Origin of the sequence: Rhodoferax lacus (genome assembly GCF_003415675.1) — a bacterium.
Classification (GTDB): Bacteria; Pseudomonadota; Gammaproteobacteria; order Burkholderiales; family Burkholderiaceae_C; genus Allorhodoferax; species Allorhodoferax lacus.
Window position 1 is genome coordinate 1 of sequence record NZ_QFZK01000031.1, and the last position, 18,940, is coordinate 18,940.

Below are 18,940 nucleotides of genomic sequence, written 5' to 3' on the forward strand. Positions count from 1 at the left end.
CCAAGGACGAGGGCGGTCGCCACACACCGTTCTTCAACAACTACCGTCCCCAGTTCTACTTCCGTACAACGGACGTGACCGGTGCGATCGAGTTGCCAGAAGGCAAGGAAATGGTCATGCCTGGTGACAACGTGTCCATCACCGTGAAGCTGATCAACCCCATCGCCATGGAAGAAGGCCTGCGTTTCGCTATTCGCGAAGGCGGTCGTACTGTGGGCGCCGGTGTGGTTGCCAAGATCATCGCGTAATTCGCACAACCATAAGGAATTACCATGGCCACCAAGCAAAAAATCCGCATCCGCCTGAAGGCGTTTGACTACAAACTCATCGACCAGTCGGCCGCTGAAATTGTGGATACCGCCAAGCGCACCGGCGCGATTGTCAAGGGTCCCGTGCCCCTGCCAACCCGCATGAAGCGTTTCGACATTCTGCGTTCACCCCACGTGAACAAGACCAGTCGCGACCAGTTTGAAATCCGCACCCATCAGCGCCTGATGGACATCGTCGATCCTACGGACAAGACGGTGGACGCCCTCATGAAGCTGGACCTGCCAGCTGGCGTGGACGTGGAAATCAAGCTGCAATAAGCTTTGTGAATCCGGTGCAAACCGGGCTCACCTGAGGTAGAGCGTAGCCTGCACTTGCGTCATTCGCAGGGGCAGGCTATACTCGCAGGCTGCGCCGAATTTTCGGTGCGGTTTTATTAACAGTCTTTCACGCAAAAACACTGCAACCAATTGAAGCTGCAGTGGTGGAAGTTACGGAGAAAACAATGAGTCTTAGCAATTCCTTAGGGTTGCTGGGTCGCAAGGTTGGCATGATGCGCCTATTCACGGATGACGGGGATGCAGTTCCTGTTACCGTGGTGGACGTTTCCAACAACCGTGTCACTCAGGTCAAAACCCAAGAGAACGATGGCTACGTTGCCTTGCAGGTAACGTTCGGTTCGCGTAAAGCTTCGCGTATCACCAAGCCCGTTGCTGGTCACCTCGCCAAGGCGGGTGTGGAAGCCGGTGAAATCATCCAGGAATTCCGTGTTGCAGCCGATACCGCTGCCAAGTACGCCGCCGGTGCGCAAGTGCCTGTGACCGACGTATTTGTCGTGGGCCAAAAAGTGGACGTGCAAGGCACCTCCATTGGTAAGGGCTTCGCCGGAACCATCAAGCGTCACAACATGAGCTCGCAGCGCGCGTCGCACGGTAACAGCCGTTCGCACAACGTGCCCGGCTCCATCGGTATGGCGCAAGATCCTGGTCGCGTGTTTCCTGGCAAACGCATGACGGGCCATTTGGGTGATGTCACCAAGACCACCCAGAACCTGGACGTCATCCGTATCGATGAGACGCGCCAACTGCTGCTGATCAAGGGTGCTATTCCCGGATCCGCTGGTGGTTTTGTGACCGTCCGTCCCGCCGTGAAGGCAAAAGCCGCGAAAGGAGCGAACTAATGCAGCTCGAACTCCTGAATGACCAAGGCCAGGCCACTTCGAAATTCGAAGCGCCCGAAACCGTGTTTGGTCGTGCATACAACGAAGACCTGGTTCACCAGGTTGTGGTCGCTTTCCAGGCTAACGCGCGTCAGGGCACCCGTGCCCAGAAAGACCGTGAACAAGTCCACCACAGCACCAAGAAGCCGTTCAAGCAAAAGGGAACCGGTCGCGCTCGCGCCGGTATGACATCCTCGCCCCTGTGGCGCGGAGGTGGTCGTATTTTCCCGAACATGCCTGACGAAAACTTTGCCCAGAAGATCAACAAGAAGATGTACCGCGCTGGTATGGCTTCGATCCTCTCGCAACTCGCCCGCGAAGGCCGTCTGGCTGTGGTTGAGTCGATCAAGGTTGACTCTCCCAAGACCAAGGCTTTGGCTGCCAAGTTCAAAGCCATGAACCTCGACTCCGTCCTGGTCATTGCTGACGAAGTGGACGAAAACCTGTACCTGGCTTCGCGCAATCTGGCCGGCGTGCTGGTGGTTGAGCCCCGTTACGCTGATCCGTTGTCGCTGGTCCACTACCGCAAGGTTCTGGTCACCAAGGCCGCCATGGACAAACTGCAGGAGATGTTCGCATGAGCCACGGTCCTAATCTGTCCAAATTCGACGAAGGTCGTCTGATGCAAGTGCTGGTCGCTCCCATCGTGTCCGAAAAGGCCACCATGGTTGCCGAGAAAAGCAATGCTGTGACCTTCAAGGTGCTGCAAGACGCTACCAAATATGAAATCAAGGCCGCTGTGGAATTGATGTTCAAGGTGGAAGTCAAGGGCGTGTCTGTCGTAAACACCAAAGGCAAGACCAAGCGTTTCGGCAAGTCGGTGGGTCGTCGCGATAACATTCGCAAGGCCTACGTGACGCTGAAGCCCGGTCAAGAGCTGAACCTCGGTGGGGAGGCTGCGTAATCATGGCTGTTATCAAAATCAAACCAACTTCCCCAGGCCGTCGTGGTGTGGTGAAGATCTCGCGTGACCACCTGTACAAGGGTGCTCCTCACGCAGCGCTGCTGGAGCCACAATTCCAGCACGCCGGTCGTAACAACAACGGCCACATCACCACCCGCCACAAGGGCGGTGGTCACAAGCACCACTACCGTTTGGTGGACTTCCGTCGCAACAAGGACGGCATTCCGGCAAAGGTTGAGCGCATTGAGTACGACCCTAACCGTTCGGCTCACATCGCTCTGGTGTGCTATGCAGACGGCGAGCGCAAGTACATCATTGCGCCCCGTGGTCTGGAAGTGGGCGCAACCATCCTGAGCGGCTCGGAAGCCCCGATCCGCGTGGGCAACACCCTGCCTATCCGCAACATCCCCGTGGGTTCCATCATCCATTGTGTGGAACTGCAAGTGGGCAAGGGCGCACAGATCATCCGCTCTGCGGGTACGTCTGCCACCCTGCTGGCTCGCGAAGGCACATACGCCCAGGTGCGTGTGCGCTCCGGTGAAGTCCGCAAGATCCACATTGACTGCCGCGCCACCATTGGCCAGGTTGCCAATGAAGAGCACAGCCTGCGTCAGCTCGGCAAAGCCGGTGTGAAGCGCTGGATGGGTATTCGCCCGACCGTTCGCGGTGTGGTGATGAACCCCGTTGACCACCCACACGGTGGTGGCGAAGGCAAGACTGGCGAAGGCCGTCATGCAGTCGATCCTTGGGGTAATCTGACCAAGGGTTACCGTACCCGTAACAACAAGCGCACGCAGGTCATGATCGTGTCGCGTCGCAAGAAGTAAGGGGAAGGTTAAATGACTCGCTCACTCAAAAAAGGTCCGTTTGTAGACCACCACCTTGTTGCCAAGACCGAAAAGGCCGTGGCTACCAAGGACAAGAAGCCGATCAAGACCTGGTCGCGTCGCTCCATGATCCTGCCCGATTTTATCGGCTTGACCATTGCCGTGCACAACGGCAAGCAGCACGTGCCTGTTTACATCACCGACCAAATGGTAGGCCACAAGTTGGGAGAGTTCGCACTCACCCGTACTTTCAAGGGCCACCCTGCGGACAAAAAAGTCCAGAAGAAATAAGGAGGTGACCATGGAAACTCGTGCAACCCTTCGTGGCGTGCGTTTGTCGGTAGACAAAGGACGTCTGGTCGCGGACCTGATCCGCGGCAAAAAAGTTGATCAAGCCCTGAACATCTTGCAATTCACACAGAAAAAAGCTGCTGTGATCATCAAGAAGGTTCTGGAGTCTGCGATTGCCAATGCTGAGCACAATGACGGTGCCGATATCGACGAACTGAAGGTTACGACCATCTACGTCGAACAAGGTGCATCGCTGCGTCGCTTTACGGCCCGCGCCAAAGGTCGCGGAAACCAAATCCGGAAACCCACGTGCCATGTGTACGTGACGGTTGGTAACTGAAAGAGGCCAGGAAGATATGGGACAAAAAATCCACCCAACCGGCTTTCGACTGAGCATCAGCCGTAACTGGAATTCCCGCTGGTACGCCAGCAACCGCGACTTCGCCGGCATGCTGGCTGAAGACATCAAGGTGCGTGAGTACCTGAAGGCCAAGCTGAAGAACGCTTCGGTTTCGCGCATCCTGATCGAGCGTCCCGCCAAGAACGCACGCATCACCATCTTCTCGGCTCGTCCGGGCGTGGTGATCGGCAAGAAGGGCGAAGACATCGAGAACTTGAAGCGTGACCTCGGCAAGATGCTGAACGTGCCCGTCGCAGTGAACATCGAAGAAGTGCGCAAGCCCGAAATCGATGCCAAGCTGATTGCCGACAGCATCACCCAGCAGCTCGAAAAGCGCATCATGTTCCGCCGTGCCATGAAGCGCGCCATGCAAAACGCCATGCGTTTGGGCGCCCTGGGCATCAAGATCATGTCCGCCGGCCGTCTGAACGGTATCGAAATTGCGCGTACCGAGTGGTATCGCGAAGGCCGTGTGCCACTGCACACCCTGCGCGCTGACATTGACTACGGCACCTCTGAAGCCCGTACCACCTATGGTGTGATCGGCGTCAAGGTTTGGGTCTACAAGGGTGACACGCTGGGTCGTAATGACCTGCCTGCAGCCGTTGAACCCCGTAACGATGAAGAGCGTCGCCCACGTGGTCCCCGTCGCGATGACCGCGGTGGTGCACGTCCCTCCGGTGACCGTCGCCCTGCAGCTGGTGCGCGTCGTCCTGCTGGAGCCAATGCGGCTCCTGCAGACGGCAGCGACAAGCCTGCAGAAGCGCTCGGTGCCGATAACAAACCAGCCGTTAAGCGCGTTCGCAAAGTCGCCGCGCCAGCTGCAGCAGCTGACGGCAAAGGAGAATAACCATGTTGCAACCCGCTCGCCGGAAATACCGCAAAGAGCAAAAAGGCCGTAACACCGGCATTGCTACCCGCGGAAGCTCGGTCGCATTCGGTGACTTCGGTCTCAAATGCACCGACCGTGGCCGTCTGACGGCCCGCCAGATTGAAGCTGCACGCCGTGCAATTTCCCGTCACGTGAAGCGTGGCGGCCGTATCTGGATCCGTGTGTTCCCCGACAAGCCGATCTCCCAAAAGCCTGCTGAAGTGCGTATGGGTAACGGTAAAGGCAATCCCGAGTACTACGTGGCTGAAATCCAGCCCGGAAAAATCGTGTTTGAAATCGTCGGCGTGACCGAAGAGTTGGCCCGTGAAGCGTTCCGTTTGGCTGCCGCCAAACTGCCTTTGCGTACCACCTTTGTGGCCCGCATGATTGGCCAGTAATCAGGAGAAACAAGAAATGAAAGCTACTGAACTGCGCCAAAAAGACGTTGCCGGTCTGCAAACCGAAGTCAAAGAACTCCAACGAGCCCACTTTGGCCTGCGTATGCAAAAAGCCACGCAACAACTCAACAACACCGCTACGCTGCGCTCTGCGCGCCGTGATATTGCTCGCGCCAAGACTATTCTTGTCGAGAAGCAAAGCGCTGACAAATCCGCCAAATAAGGAGCAACGATGACGGAAGCTAAAAAATCCCTCAAGCGCACCTTGATTGGCAAGGTGGTCAGCGACAAGCGTGCCAAGACAGTCACTGTGCTGATCGAGCGTCGTGTCAAGCACGAACTCTACGGCAAGATTGTTGGCAAATCCAGCAAGTACCACGCCCATGACGAAAAGGGCGAGTACAAGATGGGTGACATGATTGAAATCACGGAAAGCCGTCCGATTTCCAAAACCAAGAACTGGGTTGCGACCCGTCTGGTGCAAAAGGCTGCAGCGGTTTAAGTCTTTGGACTTGTCCCCTGCAGGACTTTGAAAAACGGCCCACACTGTGGGCCGTTTTGCTTTTCGGCTAACAAGCGCAGCGCGCCTTGCTGGACAGAGCAAAATCACAAGCGATTTCGCGTTGGTATTTACATTTAGGAGCACCCCATGATTCAAGTAGGCGACACCCTTCCCGCAACCACCCTGATGGAATATTCCGAAGTGGAAGGCGAAGGCTGCAGCATTGGCCCGAACGCTGTGGATGTGGCCAAAGCCACTGCCGGCAAGACCATTGCCCTGTTCGCCCTGCCAGGCGCATTCACACCCACCTGCTCGGCCAAGCATGTGCCTGGCTATGTGGAGTCCTATGAGGCCTTCAAGGCCGCTGGTGTGGACGAAATCTGGTGCATCAGCGTGAACGACGCTTTCGTGATGGGCGCCTGGGCGCGTGACCAGAAGACCGGCACCAAGGTCCGCATGCTGGCCGACGGCGATGCCACCTTTGCCAAGGCCACCGGCCTGACCCTCGACCTGACCGGCAAGGGACTGGGCCTGCGCAGCAACCGCTACTCCATGCTGGTCAAGGACGGTAAGGTGGTGACCCTGAACAACGAAGGCCCTGGCAAGTTCGAGGTGAGCGACGCAGCCACTCTGCTGGCACAAGCCAAGGCTTGACCGCGTACTGAAGGCCGCGCTCTGGTATCAGAGATCGGCCTTCAGGTAGTGGGCACCCGCGATGGGGTTGAAGTAATACGGTGGAATGTCCTCAAAGCCCAGTTCATCGTACAAGCCCCGCGCGGCCTCCATATCGTCCAGCGTATCCAGCAGCACACAGGCAAAACCTGCCTGACGCGCCTGGTCCAAAATGGACTCGGTGAGCATCCGCCCTAGCCCCAAGCCCCGGCAGGCGGGACGAACGTACAGCCGCTTCATTTCACAGGCATTGGCGTAGTCCACGCTGTCCAAGGGGCGCAATGCACAGCAACCAGCTGGCTCACCAAACACTGTAGCCAGCAACAAGCCGCCACGGGGTTGCGCATACTCTCCGGGCAAGCCGGCCAGTTCCTCGTCAAAATGTTGGAAACACAGGTCCACGTTCAGGGACTTGGCATATTCCCGAAACAGCCCGCGTACTGATTCCAGATCCTGTGGGCCCCGGAATGGCTCGATCCGAATACCCGTGCTGTCGGCCCACAAGTCGCCGCCCGCTGCTGATTTAGCCATGGCTCAATGCCCTCATTTACGTGCGATGGAAGTTACCGGGACAAAACGCTACCATGACTACCCTGAATCGCCAATTGCAGAACAAAAAAAGGATGTGCCATGAAGAGACGCCAGTTTAATTCCCTTCCCCTGCTAGCGCTCGCTGGCCTGACGGCCGTGGCCGTACAGCAGGCCCATGCGCTGACGCTGGCAGACCTGTCCAACGCGGACGCCAGCAAAGGGCTCAAGACCGCGCTGGAAAAAGGTGCCCTGTCGGCCGTGGGTTTGCTGGGCGCCCAAGATGGATTTCTGGGCAATCCGCAGGTGCGTATTCCACTGCCTGGGTACTTGAATGACGCGGCCCAGTTGCTGCGCACCTTCGGGCAAGGCGACAAAGTGGACGAGTTGTTGACCTCCATGAACCGTGCAGCTGAAGCGGCAGTGCCCCAGTCCCGCGAGCTGTTGCTCAAGGCCGTGCAAAACATGTCAGTGACCGATGCAAAGGGAATTTTGAGCGGTGGCAACACGGCGGTGACGGACTTCTTTGCCAGCAAAACGCGCAATGATCTGTCCGCCAAATTTCTGCCGGTGGTGACACAGGCTACGGCCAAGGTAGGCCTGGTCGACAAGTACAACGCAGTCGCGGGCAAGGCCTCGGAGTTTGGACTCGTGAAAAAAGAGGATGCGAACATCCAGCAGTACGTAACGAACAAGGCACTGGATGGGCTGTTCTTCATGATTTCGGAAGAGGAAAAAAAGATCCGAGCCAATCCGGTCGGCTATGGCAGCGCCATCCTCAGCAAAGTATTTGGCGCGTTGCAGTGAGCCGCAAGACTGGCCAGACGCAGCGAATGGGACGCTGGGGGTTGTGTTGCCTCTCGCTAATTTGCTGCCTGCTGCTTGTGGCGTGCTCGCCCAGCCTGAATTGGCGCGAGGTGCAACTAGGCAGCCTGCGTACATTGTTGCCCTGTAAGCCAGACACGGGCAGCCGCCCGGTAGTGTTGGGCGGCCAAACACTGAAGATGGACATGATCGGCTGCGAAGCGGGGGGCGCACTGCTGGCCATCAGCAGGGTGCAGGCCACCGATGCGGTACAAGCGGCCAAGCTGATGGCCATGCTGCGCCAAGCCAGTCTGGACCAAGTGGGTAGCGTCGCCGTGCACCCCAGACCGAACAGTGGTGATGAAAAAACCAGCTACGACGTGCAGGTGGACGGCTCACGAAGCAAAGGTTTGCCCCTGCAGGTGCGCTTCAAATGGTTGCTTGCGGAAGCAGATGTCTACCAAATGGCCGTCTATGCGCAACGCCTGAGCCCGGAGCTCACAGATAATCTGACCAACGAGGCGCGTATTTACCAGGCCGGCGTTCGCTGACAAAAGCAGACAAACCCGTATTGCCCGCACAGCTTGTGTTTGCCGACTGGCAAAGCAGCCATAATCGTCAGACTACCCCGATCTAACCATGAACACCGGCATCCTCATCATTGCCCACGCCCCATTGGCCAGCGCCTTGCGCCTGGGGGTGTTGCACGTGTTCCCTGACGTTGGTCAGGGAATCCTCGCTCTGGATGTTCCGCCCAGTGAAGTGCCTGAAGTAACGCGTGCACATGCGCTGCAGATGCTGGACCAGTTGGGCACGCCCAATACCCTCGTGCTTACCGATGTGTTTGGCGCCACCCCCTGCAATATTGCGCAGAAGGTGGTGGACGGCGTGCAGTCCAAACTGGTGGCCGGCGTGAACCTGCCCATGCTTTTGCGCACCGTGAACTACCGCCACGAACCCCTGGATGTGCTTGTGGCCCGCGCCATGGCCGGCGGAACCCAAAGCATCATGCAAGTGGCTGTAACCGCGCCACAGAATCAGCAAAGAAAAATCAATGATCAACAGCACCACGACCATAGTCAATAAGTTGGGCTTGCACGCCCGTGCCTCTGCCAAGCTGACCAAGCTGGCAGGCTCCTTTCCCTGCGAGGTCTGGATGACCCGGGGTGAGCGGCGTGTGAACGCCAAGAGCATCATGGGCGTGATGATGCTGGCCGCAGGCATCGGAGCTGAAGTCCAGCTGGAAACCAGCGGTGGGCGTGAGCAGGAAGCCATGGACGCATTGCTGGCTCTGATTGCCGACAAGTTCGGCGAGGGCGAATGAAGGACATGCTGTGACCTTTTCGATCCACGGTTTGGCGGTGTCCCGCGGTGTTGCCATCGGGCGCGCCGTTCTGGTCGCCTCCAGCCGGGTCGATGTGGCCCACTACTTCATTGAGGCTACCCAGGTAGATGCAGAAATTCACCGCGTGCGTGCCGGGCGCGACGCCGTGATAGAAGAAATTCGCCGTCTGCAGGACAGCATCAGCCGCATGGGCCCCAAGGAGGCACCGCATGAACTTGGCGCCTTGCTGGATGTGCATCTGATGCTCTTGCAGGACGTGGAGTTGGTCAGCGGCGTCAAGCACTGGATAACCGAGCGCCTCTACAACGCCGAGTGGGCTCTGACCACCCAGCTGGAGGTGATCGCGCGTCAGTTCGATGAGATGGAAGACGCCTACCTGCGCGAACGCAAGGCCGACCTGGAGCAGATTGTGGAGCGCGTGCTGCGCGCCATGAAGGGCGCCGGATCGCCCATGGCCAGCCATGGCAGGCCAGCACGCAAGCAATCGCAGCAGGACCTGCTGCTGGACGACACGGTGGACGTGCCCCTGGTGTTGGTGGCCCATGACCTGTCGCCCGCCGACATGTTGCAGTTCAAGCAAAGCGTGTTTGCCGGCTTCATTACCGATGTGGGTGGCCGCACCTCCCACACCGCCATCGTGGCGCGCAGCATGGACATTCCCGCCGTGGTGGGTGCGCGCACCTGCAGCCAATTGGTGCGCCAGGACGACTGGGTCATCATCGATGGTGACTCGGGCGTGGTGATTGTGGACCCGTCCCCCATCATACTGGCCGAGTACGGCTTCAAGCAGCGCCAGGGTGAGCTCGAGCGCGGGCGCCTGCAGCGCCTGCTGCACACGCCGGCCGTCACCATGGACGGTGAGCGCGTGCAACTGCTGGCCAATATCGAAATGCCGGAAGACGCGGCACTGGCCCTCAAAGCCGGTGCCCTGGGTGTGGGCCTGTTCCGAAGCGAATTTTTGTTCATGGGCCGCCAGGGCAAGCTGCCCGACGAGGAAGAGCAGTACCAGGCCTACAAGCGTGCTGTGGAAGGCATGAAGGGCCTGCCCGTGACCATCCGCACCGTGGATGTGGGAGCCGACAAGCCGCTGGACGATTCGCTGCGCGACGACGCGCACCTGAACCCGGCATTGGGTCTGCGTGCCATCCGCTGGAGCCTGGCCGACCCCGCCATGTTCCTGACCCAGCTGCGCGCCATCCTGCGCGCCGCTGCACACGGCCAGGTGCATCTGCTGGTACCCATGCTGGCCCATGCCCGAGAGATACGCCAGACCCTGGCGCACATCGACCATGCGCGCGCCATGCTGGACAACCGGGGCGTGGTCTATGGCCCTGTGAAGCTGGGCGCCATGATCGAGATCCCTGCAGCAGCGCTCAGCCTCAAGCTGTTTTTAAAGCACTTCGACTTTCTGTCGATAGGTACCAACGACCTGATCCAGTACACGCTGGCGATAGACCGGGCCGACGAGTCGGTGGCGCATCTGTATGACCCGCTGCATCCGGCCGTGCTGCAACTCGTGGCCAACACCATTGCCGAATGCCGTGCCCAGGGCAAGGATGTGAGCGTATGTGGCGAGATGGCCGGTGACACTTCCCTGACCCGTTTGCTGCTGGGCTTGGGCCTGCGCAGCTTCTCCATGCACCCAGCCCAAATCCTGGCGGTCAAGCAAGAGGTTTTGCGATCCGATGCAGGCAAGTTGGCCGTCTGGGCAGAGCAGGTGCTGGCCTCCGAAGATCCGGCACTGCTGCTGGTGCGCCACTGAACAGGCCTTCAGCGGGCCTGCCAGTCGCCGCGCACTTTAGTTAGGGCGCTGGTCGGTGGAAGGCTTCTTCCACAGGTTGATGCCGCCATCTACCGCGTGCTGGTCTATGGCAGACAGCTCGGCAGCCGTGAACGCGAGGTTCTGCATGGCTCCCACCAGGTCCACAATTTGCGCCGGCTTGCTGGCGCCAATCAGGGCACTGGTAACGCGTGCGTCCCGCAGCACCCAGGCAATAGCCATTTGCGCCAGGCTCTGGCCGCGTGCTTTTGCAATCTCGTTGAGCGCGCCCACGTGCTTCAAGTTTTGCGGGCTCAGGTGGTCCGGGGTGAAGGAGCCACCACCGGGCCTATTGATGCGCGCATCTGCGGGAATGCCATTCAGGTACTTGTCGCTCAAGAGTCCCTGTGCCAGCGCGCTGAAGGCGATGCAGCCCATGCCGTTTTCTTCCAGCGCGCCCAGCAGGTCTTCTTCGATCCAGCGGTTCAGCAGGCTGTAGGAGGGCTGGTGGATCAGCGCGCGCACGCCCATGCTTTTGAGGATGGCCGAGGCCTCGCGCGTCTTGCCCGCCGAGTAACTGCTGATGCCCACATACAGGGCCTTGCCCTGTTGCACTGCGCTGGCCAGCGCACCCATGGTTTCTTCCAGCGGGGTGTCGGGGTCAAAGCGATGCGAGTAAAAGATGTCCACGTACTCCAGGCCCATGCGCTGCAGGCTCTGGTCGAGGCTGCTCAGCACATGTTTGCGCGAGCCGCCGCCCTGGCCGTAGGGGCCGGGCCACATGTCCCAACCGGCCTTGCTGGAGATGATGAGTTCGTCGCGGTAGGGCTTGAAATCGCGGCGCAGGTGCTCGCCAAAGTTGGTCTCGGCACTGCCATAGGGCGGGCCGTAGTTATTGGCCAGATCGAAGTGGGTTAACCCCAAATCAAACGCCGTACGCAGCATGTCGCGCTGGGCTTGGAAGGGCGTGGCATCGCCGAAGTTGTGCCACAGGCCCAGCGACACCGCTGGGAGTTTGAGGCCGCTCTTGCCGCAAGTGCGGTAAGGCATGCGGCCGTCATAGCGTTCGGTCTTGGCTTGGTAGTGCATGGGGTCTCGAAAAGTTATTTTGTGGTGCGTGCTGCAGACACGCCAGCACGCAGGCCCAGCAGGTAGCTGTCGGCTCCAAAGCCGCAGATCTGGCCCTTGGCGATTTCCGCAAACACCGAGGTGTGGCGAAACGCCTCGCGGGCGTGGATGTTGGACATGTGCACCTCGATGATGGGGCAGGTAAGTATGGCCAGCGCGTCGCGTATGCCGTAGCTGTAGTGGGTCCAGGCACCGGCATTGATCAGCACCGCATCCACCTGCTCGGCAAAGGCCTGGTGGATGCGCTCCACCATGGCGCCCTCGAAGTTGGTCTGGAAACATTCCACCGTGGTGCCCAGCTCCTGGCCGAGTGCGGCCAGGCGGGTGTTGATTTCATCCAGCGTCACCGTGCCGTACTGGACCGGGTCGCGCTTGCCAAACATGTTCAGATTGATGCCGTTGAGTACCAGAACTTTCATGCGTTTGCTCCTGTGCTGGGTGTGGCCACGGTGGCCGAATGGGCCTGCTGGTCGGCGTGGTAGCTGCTGCGCACCATGGCGCCCACAGCGGCGTGCTTGAAGCCCATCTTGTAGGCCTCGGCCTCGAACATTTTGAAGGTGTCGGGGTGCACATAGCGGCGCACCGGCAGGTGGCTGGTGGAGGGCGCCAGGTACTGGCCTATGGTCAGCATCTCGATATTGTGGGCGCGCATGTCGCGCATGACTTCCAGAATTTCTTCGTCGGTCTCGCCCAGACCCACCATCAGGCCGCTCTTGGTCTTGACGTCCGGAAACAGCGCCTTGAATTTTTTCAGCAGGTTGAGTGAGAACTGGTAGTCCGAGCCGGGGCGCGCTTCCTTGTACAGGCGCGGAATGGTCTCCAGGTTGTGGTTCATCACATCCGGTGGTGCGACTTTCAGGATCTCCAGCGCGCGGTCATCGCGGCCCCGGAAGTCGGGCACCAGCACTTCGATCTGCGTGGTGGGCGAGAGCTCGCGCGTCTTGCGGATGCACTCCACAAAGTGGCCGGCACCGCCGTCGCGCAGGTCGTCGCGGTCCACACTGGTGATGACCACGTAGCTGAGCTTGAGCTGGGCAATGGTTTTGGCCAGGTTGTCGGGCTCGTTCACATCCAGCGGGTCGGGGCGGCCGTGGCCCACATCGCAAAACGGGCAGCGGCGGGTGCACTTGTCACCCATGATCATGAAGGTGGCCGTGCCCTTGCCAAAGCATTCGCCGATGTTGGGGCAGCTGGCTTCCTCGCACACAGTGACGAGCTTGTTGGCGCGCAGCACGTCCTTGATTTCGTAAAAGCGGGTGGAGGGCGAACCGGCCTTGACGCGGATCCACTCCGGCTTCTTGAGCACTTCGGCTGCCTGCACCTTGACCGGAATGCGCGACAGCTTGGCCGCCGCCTTTTGCTTGGCCAGCGGGTTGTAGTCCGCGGTGCTCTGCACTTCCCGCACGGTGGCATTGAGAGGGGCCTCGCTGACGCTTGGGTGGCTGGTGTCTTCGCTGTGGCTCATGGTGGGTAGGCAGGTTGGTGGCGCCTCAGGGCGCCAGATAGGTTGCAAGCTTGCGGCTCAGAACGTCAGCGGCATCATCCCAGCTGACAGATACGCCGATTGTAGAAAGGTCCACGGTTTGCAGGGCCACATAGCCGCATGGGTTGATGCAGGCAAAGGGCTCCAGGTCCATGGCCACATTCAGGGCCAGGCCGTGGTAGGTGCAGTTGCGGCTGACCTTGATGCCCAAAGCAGCGATCTTGCCCAGTCCCCTGAAATCGGGTTCTGCGGTGTGCACATTGCTGGCATCCTTGCTTGGTCGGTTGGCCAGTGGCGCGTGGCCTGCCGGATCATCCAGCCGTATATAGATGCCAGGCGCACCGGCCACCCGATGTCCGGTCACACCAAAGTGCAGCAATGTGCGAATCAGTGCTTCTTCGATGCGGTACACGTACTCTTTGACGAAGTAGCCCGCCCGCTTGAGGTTGATCAGCGGATAGCCCACCACCTGGCCCGGGCCGTGGTAAGTGACCTGGCCGCCACGGTTGGTCTGCACCACCGGAATGCCCGATGGATTGAAGATGTGCTCAGGCTTGCCCGCCAGCCCCTGGGTATAGACCGGCGGGTGCTCGCAGATCCACAACTGGTCTTCAGTGGGCTCCTGCTCGGGCAAGTCCCGCTGCGCGGTAAAGGCCTGCATGGCCGCGTAGGTGGGTGCGTACTCCACGCGGCCGAGTTGCAAGAGCAGCATCAGTGCACCATCACAGCACCACCTTCACCATGGGGTGGGTGCTGAGCGTGCGGTAGAGCTCGTCAAGCTGCTCGCGGCTTGTGGCATTTACCGTGACGGTGACGCCCAGGTATTTGCCGCCCTTGCTCTCGCGCAGCTCGATGGTGGCGGCATCAAACTCCGGATCGAACTGCAAGGTGATGGCAGTGATGGCATGCACCAGCCCCTCCACCTTGGTGCCCATCACCTTGATCGGAAATTTGCTGGGGTATTCAATCAGTGACTCGGCGCGCGAGGGGGCAGGTGTTGCTTCGGGTAGTTCTGGAGTGGACATGGCGGTTCGGAAAGTGGACAAATTATGCAGCGCTGATTTCTGTTGCGCGGATGCCCGTGTATTTGTAAACGGCACGTAATGCCTGCAGTCTTTCTACGTATAATCGATGGCTGTGCATAAATTTGCAGCCTGTCTGTAACCTGGGCGTAATCTGAGATGGTGACAATTGCAGCTGATACAGAAGAGCAGGAAGTCTCCGACTTCACGCCGCTGACTGCTGCAGAAGCAAAGGCGCTGCGCGAGCAGCATCCGTCACTGTCGCCCTGGTGGGTGGTAGCGGGGCAGCTGGTGGTTGGAGTCCTGGTGGCTTTGATTGCATGGGCTGTAACCGAAAGCCAGACGGTTGGTGTTTCGGCTGCATGTGGTGCTCTGGCTGTTATTGTGCCGGCGGCGCTGTTTGCAAGAGGTGTGACCGGACAATTTGCTTCAGCCAATGCGGGTTCCGCGGTGCTGAGCTTCTTTGTCTGGGAGATGGTTAAAATTTTCGTGACGGTGGGCATCATGTTTGCGGCCCATCGTTTGGTAGCGGGATTGAGTTGGCCTGCCATGCTGTTGGGCTTGGTAGTGACAATGAAGGTGTACTGGATTGCTCTGGGTTTCAAACGAAAGCCAAAGCCCGGTGCAAATACAAACGCTTAACGGCAAAAGTAACTGATACGAGTAACTGATGGCTGCTGAAGAAAACGTTGCTGAACATGGCCTCACGGCCGGTGAATACATAGGTCACCACCTCAAGCATTTGCGCACCGGCGAGCAGTCGAGCGTGATTGACTTCTCGGTGTTCAATATGGACTCGATCTTCTGGTCCGTGTTGCTGGGTGTGGTTGGTTTGTTTGTCATGTGGCGCGTAGCGCGCAGTGTTACAGCCGGTGTGCCGGGTCGCATGCAGGCCGCTGTGGAGCTGTTGCTCGAAATGGTTGACTCCCAGGCGCGTGGCATTATCCACAACGCCGAGTCGCGCAAGTTTGTCGGCCCTCTGGCGTTGACCGTGTTTGTCTGGGTGTTCCTGATGAACTCCATGGACTTCTTGCCGGTGGACCTGATTCCCCTGATCTGGGAAAAGATCTATGGTGCAACCGGCGGTGATCCGCACCACGCCTACATGCGTGTGGTGCCCACCGCTGACCTTTCCATGACGCTGGGCATGTCCTGTGCCGTGCTGCTGGTCTGCCTGTACTACAACATCAAGATCAAGGGCATGGGCGGTTGGGCGCACGAAATGGTGACTGCACCTTTCGGTACCAGCAAGAACCCGATTTTTGCCCTGATTCTGGGCGTGCTGAACCTCAGCATGCAACTGATTGAATTCACCGCCAAGACCGTTTCACACGGCATGCGGTTGTTCGGAAATATGTACGCTGGCGAGCTGGTGTTCATGTTGATCGCACTCATGGGTGCGGTTGGTTTCGGGTCGGCTACAGGCATCGCCTTGTGGTTGGGTCATGTGGTTGCAGGTACCGGTTGGGCGATCTTTCACATTCTGATTGTTGCTCTGCAGGCCTTCATTTTCATGATGTTGACCTTGGTGTATGTGGGACAGGCCCACGACCACCACTGAGTTTGTCGGTTATTTCACTTTTGTTTTTCTTGTTAACTTAAATCCATAGGAGCTCTTTAATGGAACACGTTCTAGGTTTTGTCGCGTTGGCCGCTGGTTTGATCATTGGTCTGGGTGCTATCGGTGCTTGTATCGGTATCGGCATCATGGGTAGCAAGTACCTTGAGTCTGCAGCACGTCAGCCCGAGCTGATGAATGAACTGCAAACCAAGATGTTCCTGCTGGCCGGTCTGATTGACGCTGCGTTCCTGATTGGCGTTGGTATCGCCATGATGTTCGCCTTCGCCAACCCCTTCGTGCTGAAGTAAGCCCTTTCGCCTCATCCAACATAGAGAGGTGCTGTTGTGAGTATTAACGCAACATTCTTCGCACAGCTGGTGGTGTTTTTCATATTGGTGATGTTCACGATGAAGTTCGTGTGGCCACCGATTGCAAAGGCACTCGATGACCGTGCGCAGAAAATCGCAGACGGCCTGGCCGCTGCAGACAAGGCCAAAGCCGAGTTGACCAACGCCAACAAGCGTGTGGAAGACGAGCTGGTCAAGTCGCGCAACGAATCCGCTGGCCGCCTGGCTGACGCGGAACGCCGTGCGCAAGCCATTGTTGAAGAAGCCAAAGGCAAGGCAACCGAAGAGGGCAACAAGATCATTGCTGCCGCCAAGGTTGAAGCCGAACAGCAGACCGTGAAAGCCCGTGAAGCACTGCGTGAGCAAGTGGCTGCACTGGCCGTCAAGGGTGCCGAGCAGATTCTCCGCAAGGAGGTCAATGCCGGTGTCCACGCGGACTTGCTGGGCCGTTTGAAGACCGAGCTGTAAGAGGACACCATGGCTGAACTCGCCACTATTGCAAGGCCATACGCCGAGGCCCTTTACAAGGCTTCTGCTGGTGACTTGGCTGCGGTCAGCACCTGGGTCGACGAATTGGCAGCCGTTGCCGCTAACGCGCAACTGCTGCAATTCGCCGACAGTCCCAAGGTGACTTCTACTCAGGTCTTTGAACTGATCGCAGGTGTGGCCAAGTCGGCCCTGGGCGACAAAGGCCAGAACTTTCTGCGCACCGTGATTGACAACGGCCGCCTGAGCGCACTGCCTGAAATTGCCGCGCAATTCCGGGCCCTGGTGAATGCACAGAGCGGTTCGTCCGACGCGGTGGTCTACAGCGCCTTCCCGATTGAGCCGGCAGCTTTGGCGGATGTGGCAGCAACGCTGGAAAAGCGTTTCGGCCGCAAGCTCAATGTGTCGGTTGAATTGCAGCCTGAGCTGATCGGCGGCATTCGTGTCGTGGTGGGTGACGAGGTTCTTGATACATCTGTCAAGGCACGTCTGGAACAAATGAAAGTGGCTCTGACAGCGTAAGGCCTTCGCCTACGCTGCAGCCCTAACCAAAGAAAGAAGGAAAGAGTCATGCAACTCAATCCCGCAGAAATCTCTGAATTGATCAAGAGCCGTATTGAAGGACTGTCCGCCAGCGCCGACATCCGCAATCAGGGCACCGTGGTGTCGGTGACCGACGGTATCTGCCGCATTCACGGCCTGTCTGACGTGATGCAAGGCGAAATGCTGGAATTCCCGGCTGGCAGCGATGGCTTGCCAACCTACGGTCTGGCGCTGAACCTTGAGCGTGACTCTGTCGGCTCCGTGATTCTGGGCGAGTACGAGCACATCTCCGAAGGCGATACCGTCAAGTGCACGGGCCGTATTCTGGAAGTGCCCGTGGGCCCCGAGCTGATTGGCCGCGTGGTCAACGCCCTGGGTCAACCCATCGACGGCAAAGGCCCCATCAACGCCAAGATGACCGACGTCATCGAAAAGGTGGCTCCTGGTGTGATCGCCCGTAAATCGGTGGATCAGCCCATGCAAACCGGCCTGAAGTCGATTGACTCCATGGTGCCAATCGGCCGCGGTCAGCGCGAGCTGATCATTGGTGACCGCCAGACCGGCAAGACCGCCGTGGCCATCGACGCCATCATCAACCAGAAGGGTCAGAAGATGACCTGCGTCTACGTTGCGATCGGCCAAAAGGCTTCTTCGATCAAGAACGTGGTGCGCGCTCTGGAACAAGCCGGCGCCATGGAATACACCATTGTGGTGGCAGCCTCGGCTTCCGAGTCGGCAGCCATGCAATACGTGTCGGCCTACTCTGGCTGCACCATGGGCGAATACTTCCGCGACCGCGGCCAGGACGCCCTGATTGTGTATGACGACCTGTCCAAGCAGGCTGTTGCCTACCGCCAGGTCTCCTTGCTGCTGCGCCGCCCGCCGGGCCGCGAAGCCTACCCTGGCGACGTGTTCTATCTCCACAGCCGTCTGCTCGAGCGCGCCGCCCGCGTGAACGCCGAATACGTGGAAGCCTTCACCAAGGGCGAAGTCAAGGGCCAGACCGGCTCGCTGACCGCACTGCCCATCATCGAAACCCAGGCTGGCGACGTGTCCGCCTTCGTTCCGACCAACGTGATTTCCATTACTGACGGCCAGATCTTCCTGGAAACCAGCCTGTTCAACGCTGGTGTGCGCCCCGCCATTAACGCTGGTATCTCCGTGTCCCGCGTCGGTAGTGCTGCACAGACCAAGGTCGTGAAGGGCCAGTCCGGCGGTATCCGTAACGACTTGGCTCAGTACCGTGAATTGGCAGCCTTTGCCCAGTTCGCCTCTGACCTGGACGAAGCCACCCGCAAGCAGCTCGACCGCGGTGCCCGCGTGACCGAACTGCTCAAGCAAAAGCAGTACAGCCCGCTGTCCATCAGCATGATGAGCGCTTCGCTGTTTGCCGTGAACAAGGGTTTCATGGACGACATCGACGTCAAGAAAATCTTGTCGTTCGAGTCCGGCCTGCATTCCTACCTCAAGGACAAGCACGCCGCCCTGTTGGCCAAGGTGGAATCCACCCAGGCTCTGGACAAGGAAGCTGAAGCTGAGTTGACTGCTGCCGTGGCTGCGTTCAAAAAATCTTTTGCTTGATT

At 58.9% G+C, this 18,940-nt stretch carries 30 protein-coding genes; 24 read left to right on the forward strand and 6 right to left on the reverse strand.

The window, feature by feature from the left end; all coding sequences use genetic code 11:
* From DIC66_RS21675 to DIC66_RS21735, 13 genes are all read left to right on the forward strand, one after another.
* A partial coding sequence (locus DIC66_RS21675) for an EF-Tu C-terminal domain-related protein (RefSeq protein ID WP_476705501.1) occupies positions 1 to 248 on the forward strand: 248 nt, incomplete at its 5' end.
* A 24-nt stretch (positions 249 to 272) separates the two neighbouring features.
* Positions 273 to 587, forward strand: coding sequence for a 30S ribosomal protein S10 (rpsJ, locus tag DIC66_RS21680; protein ID WP_028250951.1), 315 nt, complete (start codon positions 273 to 275; stop codon positions 585 to 587).
* Between the two features lie 185 nt (positions 588 to 772).
* Positions 773 to 1,447, forward strand: a complete 675-nt coding sequence (gene rplC / locus DIC66_RS21685; RefSeq protein WP_117180273.1) for a 50S ribosomal protein L3 — start codon at positions 773 to 775, stop codon at positions 1,445 to 1,447.
* Entirely contained in the window at positions 1,447 to 2,067 is a 621-nt protein-coding gene (gene rplD / locus DIC66_RS21690; RefSeq protein WP_117180274.1) for a 50S ribosomal protein L4, read from the forward strand. The genes rplC and rplD overlap by 1 nt, the downstream gene beginning before the upstream one ends.
* Positions 2,064 to 2,390, forward strand: a complete 327-nt coding sequence (rplW, locus tag DIC66_RS21695; RefSeq protein ID WP_117180275.1) for a 50S ribosomal protein L23 — start codon at positions 2,064 to 2,066, stop codon at positions 2,388 to 2,390. The genes rplD and rplW overlap by 4 nt, the downstream gene beginning before the upstream one ends.
* Positions 2,391 to 2,392: 2 nt before the next feature.
* Entirely contained in the window at positions 2,393 to 3,217 is an 825-nt protein-coding gene (gene rplB, locus DIC66_RS21700) for a 50S ribosomal protein L2 (protein WP_117180276.1), read from the forward strand.
* Positions 3,218 to 3,229: 12 nt separating this feature from the next.
* On the forward strand, positions 3,230 to 3,508 hold the full coding sequence (gene rpsS / locus DIC66_RS21705) for a 30S ribosomal protein S19 (RefSeq protein WP_094476242.1): 279 nt from the start codon (positions 3,230 to 3,232) through the stop codon (positions 3,506 to 3,508).
* Positions 3,509 to 3,518: 10 nt separating this feature from the next.
* Positions 3,519 to 3,848, forward strand: a complete 330-nt coding sequence (gene rplV / locus DIC66_RS21710) for a 50S ribosomal protein L22 (protein ID WP_029708118.1) — start codon at positions 3,519 to 3,521, stop codon at positions 3,846 to 3,848.
* A 16-nt stretch (positions 3,849 to 3,864) separates the two neighbouring features.
* On the forward strand, positions 3,865 to 4,758 hold the full coding sequence (rpsC, locus tag DIC66_RS21715) for a 30S ribosomal protein S3 (RefSeq protein ID WP_117180277.1): 894 nt from the start codon (positions 3,865 to 3,867) through the stop codon (positions 4,756 to 4,758).
* Positions 4,759 to 4,760: 2 nt separating this feature from the next.
* Complete coding sequence (gene rplP, locus DIC66_RS21720; protein ID WP_078364573.1) at positions 4,761 to 5,177, forward strand: 50S ribosomal protein L16; 417 nt, start codon at positions 4,761 to 4,763, stop codon at positions 5,175 to 5,177.
* A 16-nt stretch (positions 5,178 to 5,193) separates the two neighbouring features.
* A complete protein-coding gene (gene rpmC / locus DIC66_RS21725; RefSeq protein WP_117180278.1) occupies positions 5,194 to 5,400 on the forward strand; it encodes a 50S ribosomal protein L29 in 207 nt (68 codons plus the stop codon).
* 9 nt (positions 5,401 to 5,409) lie between these two features.
* Positions 5,410 to 5,679 carry a 30S ribosomal protein S17 gene (gene rpsQ, locus DIC66_RS21730; protein ID WP_117180279.1) on the forward strand — a complete coding sequence of 90 codons (270 nt, stop codon included), beginning with the start codon at positions 5,410 to 5,412 and terminating at the stop codon, positions 5,677 to 5,679.
* A gap of 147 nt (positions 5,680 to 5,826) precedes the next feature.
* Positions 5,827 to 6,333 (forward strand): peroxiredoxin, encoded by a 507-nt coding sequence (locus tag DIC66_RS21735; protein ID WP_117180280.1) that lies wholly within the window; start codon positions 5,827 to 5,829, stop codon positions 6,331 to 6,333.
* 27 nt (positions 6,334 to 6,360) lie between these two features.
* On the opposite strand, the gene DIC66_RS21740 is transcribed toward DIC66_RS21735, so the two are convergent.
* Positions 6,361 to 6,882, reverse strand: coding sequence for a GNAT family N-acetyltransferase (locus DIC66_RS21740; RefSeq protein ID WP_117180281.1), 522 nt, complete (start codon positions 6,880 to 6,882; stop codon positions 6,361 to 6,363).
* A gap of 99 nt (positions 6,883 to 6,981) precedes the next feature.
* On the opposite strand from DIC66_RS21740, the gene DIC66_RS21745 reads away from it, so the two are divergent.
* The 5 genes from DIC66_RS21745 (at position 6,982) to ptsP (ending at position 10,790) form a co-directional block, all read left to right on the forward strand.
* The gene (locus DIC66_RS21745) at positions 6,982 to 7,686 is read left to right on the forward strand and encodes a DUF4197 domain-containing protein (protein WP_117180282.1); all 705 of its coding nucleotides are present in this window, start codon (positions 6,982 to 6,984) and stop codon (positions 7,684 to 7,686) included.
* 197 nt (positions 7,687 to 7,883) lie between these two features.
* On the forward strand, positions 7,884 to 8,234 hold the full coding sequence (locus DIC66_RS21750) for a hypothetical protein (RefSeq protein WP_147321382.1): 351 nt from the start codon (positions 7,884 to 7,886) through the stop codon (positions 8,232 to 8,234).
* An 88-nt stretch (positions 8,235 to 8,322) separates the two neighbouring features.
* Positions 8,323 to 8,769 (forward strand): PTS sugar transporter subunit IIA, encoded by a 447-nt coding sequence (locus DIC66_RS21755; RefSeq protein WP_117180284.1) that lies wholly within the window; start codon positions 8,323 to 8,325, stop codon positions 8,767 to 8,769.
* Positions 8,738 to 9,007 (forward strand): HPr family phosphocarrier protein, encoded by a 270-nt coding sequence (locus DIC66_RS21760; RefSeq protein ID WP_117180285.1) that lies wholly within the window; start codon positions 8,738 to 8,740, stop codon positions 9,005 to 9,007. The genes DIC66_RS21755 and DIC66_RS21760 overlap by 32 nt, the downstream gene beginning before the upstream one ends.
* A 10-nt stretch (positions 9,008 to 9,017) precedes the next feature.
* Positions 9,018 to 10,790 (forward strand): phosphoenolpyruvate--protein phosphotransferase, encoded by a 1,773-nt coding sequence (gene ptsP / locus DIC66_RS21765; RefSeq protein WP_117180286.1) that lies wholly within the window; start codon positions 9,018 to 9,020, stop codon positions 10,788 to 10,790.
* A gap of 36 nt (positions 10,791 to 10,826) precedes the next feature.
* On the opposite strand, the gene mgrA is transcribed toward ptsP, so the two are convergent.
* The 5 genes from mgrA to DIC66_RS21790 are packed head-to-tail and all read right to left on the reverse strand — an operon-like array spanning position 10,827 to position 14,423.
* Complete coding sequence (mgrA, locus tag DIC66_RS21770; protein WP_117180287.1) at positions 10,827 to 11,876, reverse strand: L-glyceraldehyde 3-phosphate reductase; 1,050 nt, start codon at positions 11,874 to 11,876, stop codon at positions 10,827 to 10,829.
* A 14-nt stretch (positions 11,877 to 11,890) separates the two neighbouring features.
* On the reverse strand, positions 11,891 to 12,334 hold the full coding sequence (aroQ, locus tag DIC66_RS21775; protein ID WP_117180288.1) for a type II 3-dehydroquinate dehydratase: 444 nt from the start codon (positions 12,332 to 12,334) through the stop codon (positions 11,891 to 11,893).
* Positions 12,331 to 13,380 carry a lipoyl synthase gene (lipA, locus tag DIC66_RS21780; protein ID WP_117180289.1) on the reverse strand — a complete coding sequence of 350 codons (1,050 nt, stop codon included), beginning with the start codon at positions 13,378 to 13,380 and terminating at the stop codon, positions 12,331 to 12,333. Before lipA ends, aroQ begins: the two co-directional genes overlap by 4 nt.
* 25 nt (positions 13,381 to 13,405) lie before the next feature.
* Positions 13,406 to 14,110, reverse strand: a complete 705-nt coding sequence (gene lipB, locus DIC66_RS21785; protein ID WP_117180290.1) for a lipoyl(octanoyl) transferase LipB — start codon at positions 14,108 to 14,110, stop codon at positions 13,406 to 13,408.
* 10 nt (positions 14,111 to 14,120) lie between these two features.
* Positions 14,121 to 14,423 (reverse strand): YbeD family protein, encoded by a 303-nt coding sequence (locus DIC66_RS21790; RefSeq protein ID WP_117180291.1) that lies wholly within the window; start codon positions 14,421 to 14,423, stop codon positions 14,121 to 14,123.
* Positions 14,424 to 14,579: 156 nt separating this feature from the next.
* Here DIC66_RS21790 and DIC66_RS21795 point away from each other — a divergent pair, with 156 nt between their 5' ends.
* Genes DIC66_RS21795 through atpA form a run of 6 tightly spaced genes read left to right on the forward strand, consistent with a single transcriptional unit; the run spans position 14,580 to position 18,938 of the window.
* Entirely contained in the window at positions 14,580 to 15,062 is a 483-nt protein-coding gene (locus DIC66_RS21795) for an ATP synthase subunit I (RefSeq protein ID WP_117180292.1), read from the forward strand.
* 28 nt (positions 15,063 to 15,090) lie between these two features.
* The gene (gene atpB, locus DIC66_RS21800) at positions 15,091 to 15,981 is read left to right on the forward strand and encodes a F0F1 ATP synthase subunit A (RefSeq protein WP_117180293.1); all 891 of its coding nucleotides are present in this window, start codon (positions 15,091 to 15,093) and stop codon (positions 15,979 to 15,981) included.
* Between the two features lie 59 nt (positions 15,982 to 16,040).
* A complete protein-coding gene (gene atpE / locus DIC66_RS21805; RefSeq protein ID WP_011827793.1) occupies positions 16,041 to 16,289 on the forward strand; it encodes a F0F1 ATP synthase subunit C in 249 nt (82 codons plus the stop codon).
* A 36-nt stretch (positions 16,290 to 16,325) separates the two neighbouring features.
* The gene (locus DIC66_RS21810; RefSeq protein ID WP_117180294.1) at positions 16,326 to 16,796 is read left to right on the forward strand and encodes a F0F1 ATP synthase subunit B; all 471 of its coding nucleotides are present in this window, start codon (positions 16,326 to 16,328) and stop codon (positions 16,794 to 16,796) included.
* A gap of 9 nt (positions 16,797 to 16,805) precedes the next feature.
* The gene (locus tag DIC66_RS21815; RefSeq protein ID WP_117180295.1) at positions 16,806 to 17,336 is read left to right on the forward strand and encodes a F0F1 ATP synthase subunit delta; all 531 of its coding nucleotides are present in this window, start codon (positions 16,806 to 16,808) and stop codon (positions 17,334 to 17,336) included.
* 48 nt (positions 17,337 to 17,384) lie between these two features.
* Positions 17,385 to 18,938, forward strand: a complete 1,554-nt coding sequence (gene atpA, locus DIC66_RS21820) for a F0F1 ATP synthase subunit alpha (protein ID WP_117180296.1) — start codon at positions 17,385 to 17,387, stop codon at positions 18,936 to 18,938.
* Positions 18,939 to 18,940 lie beyond the last annotated feature (2 nt).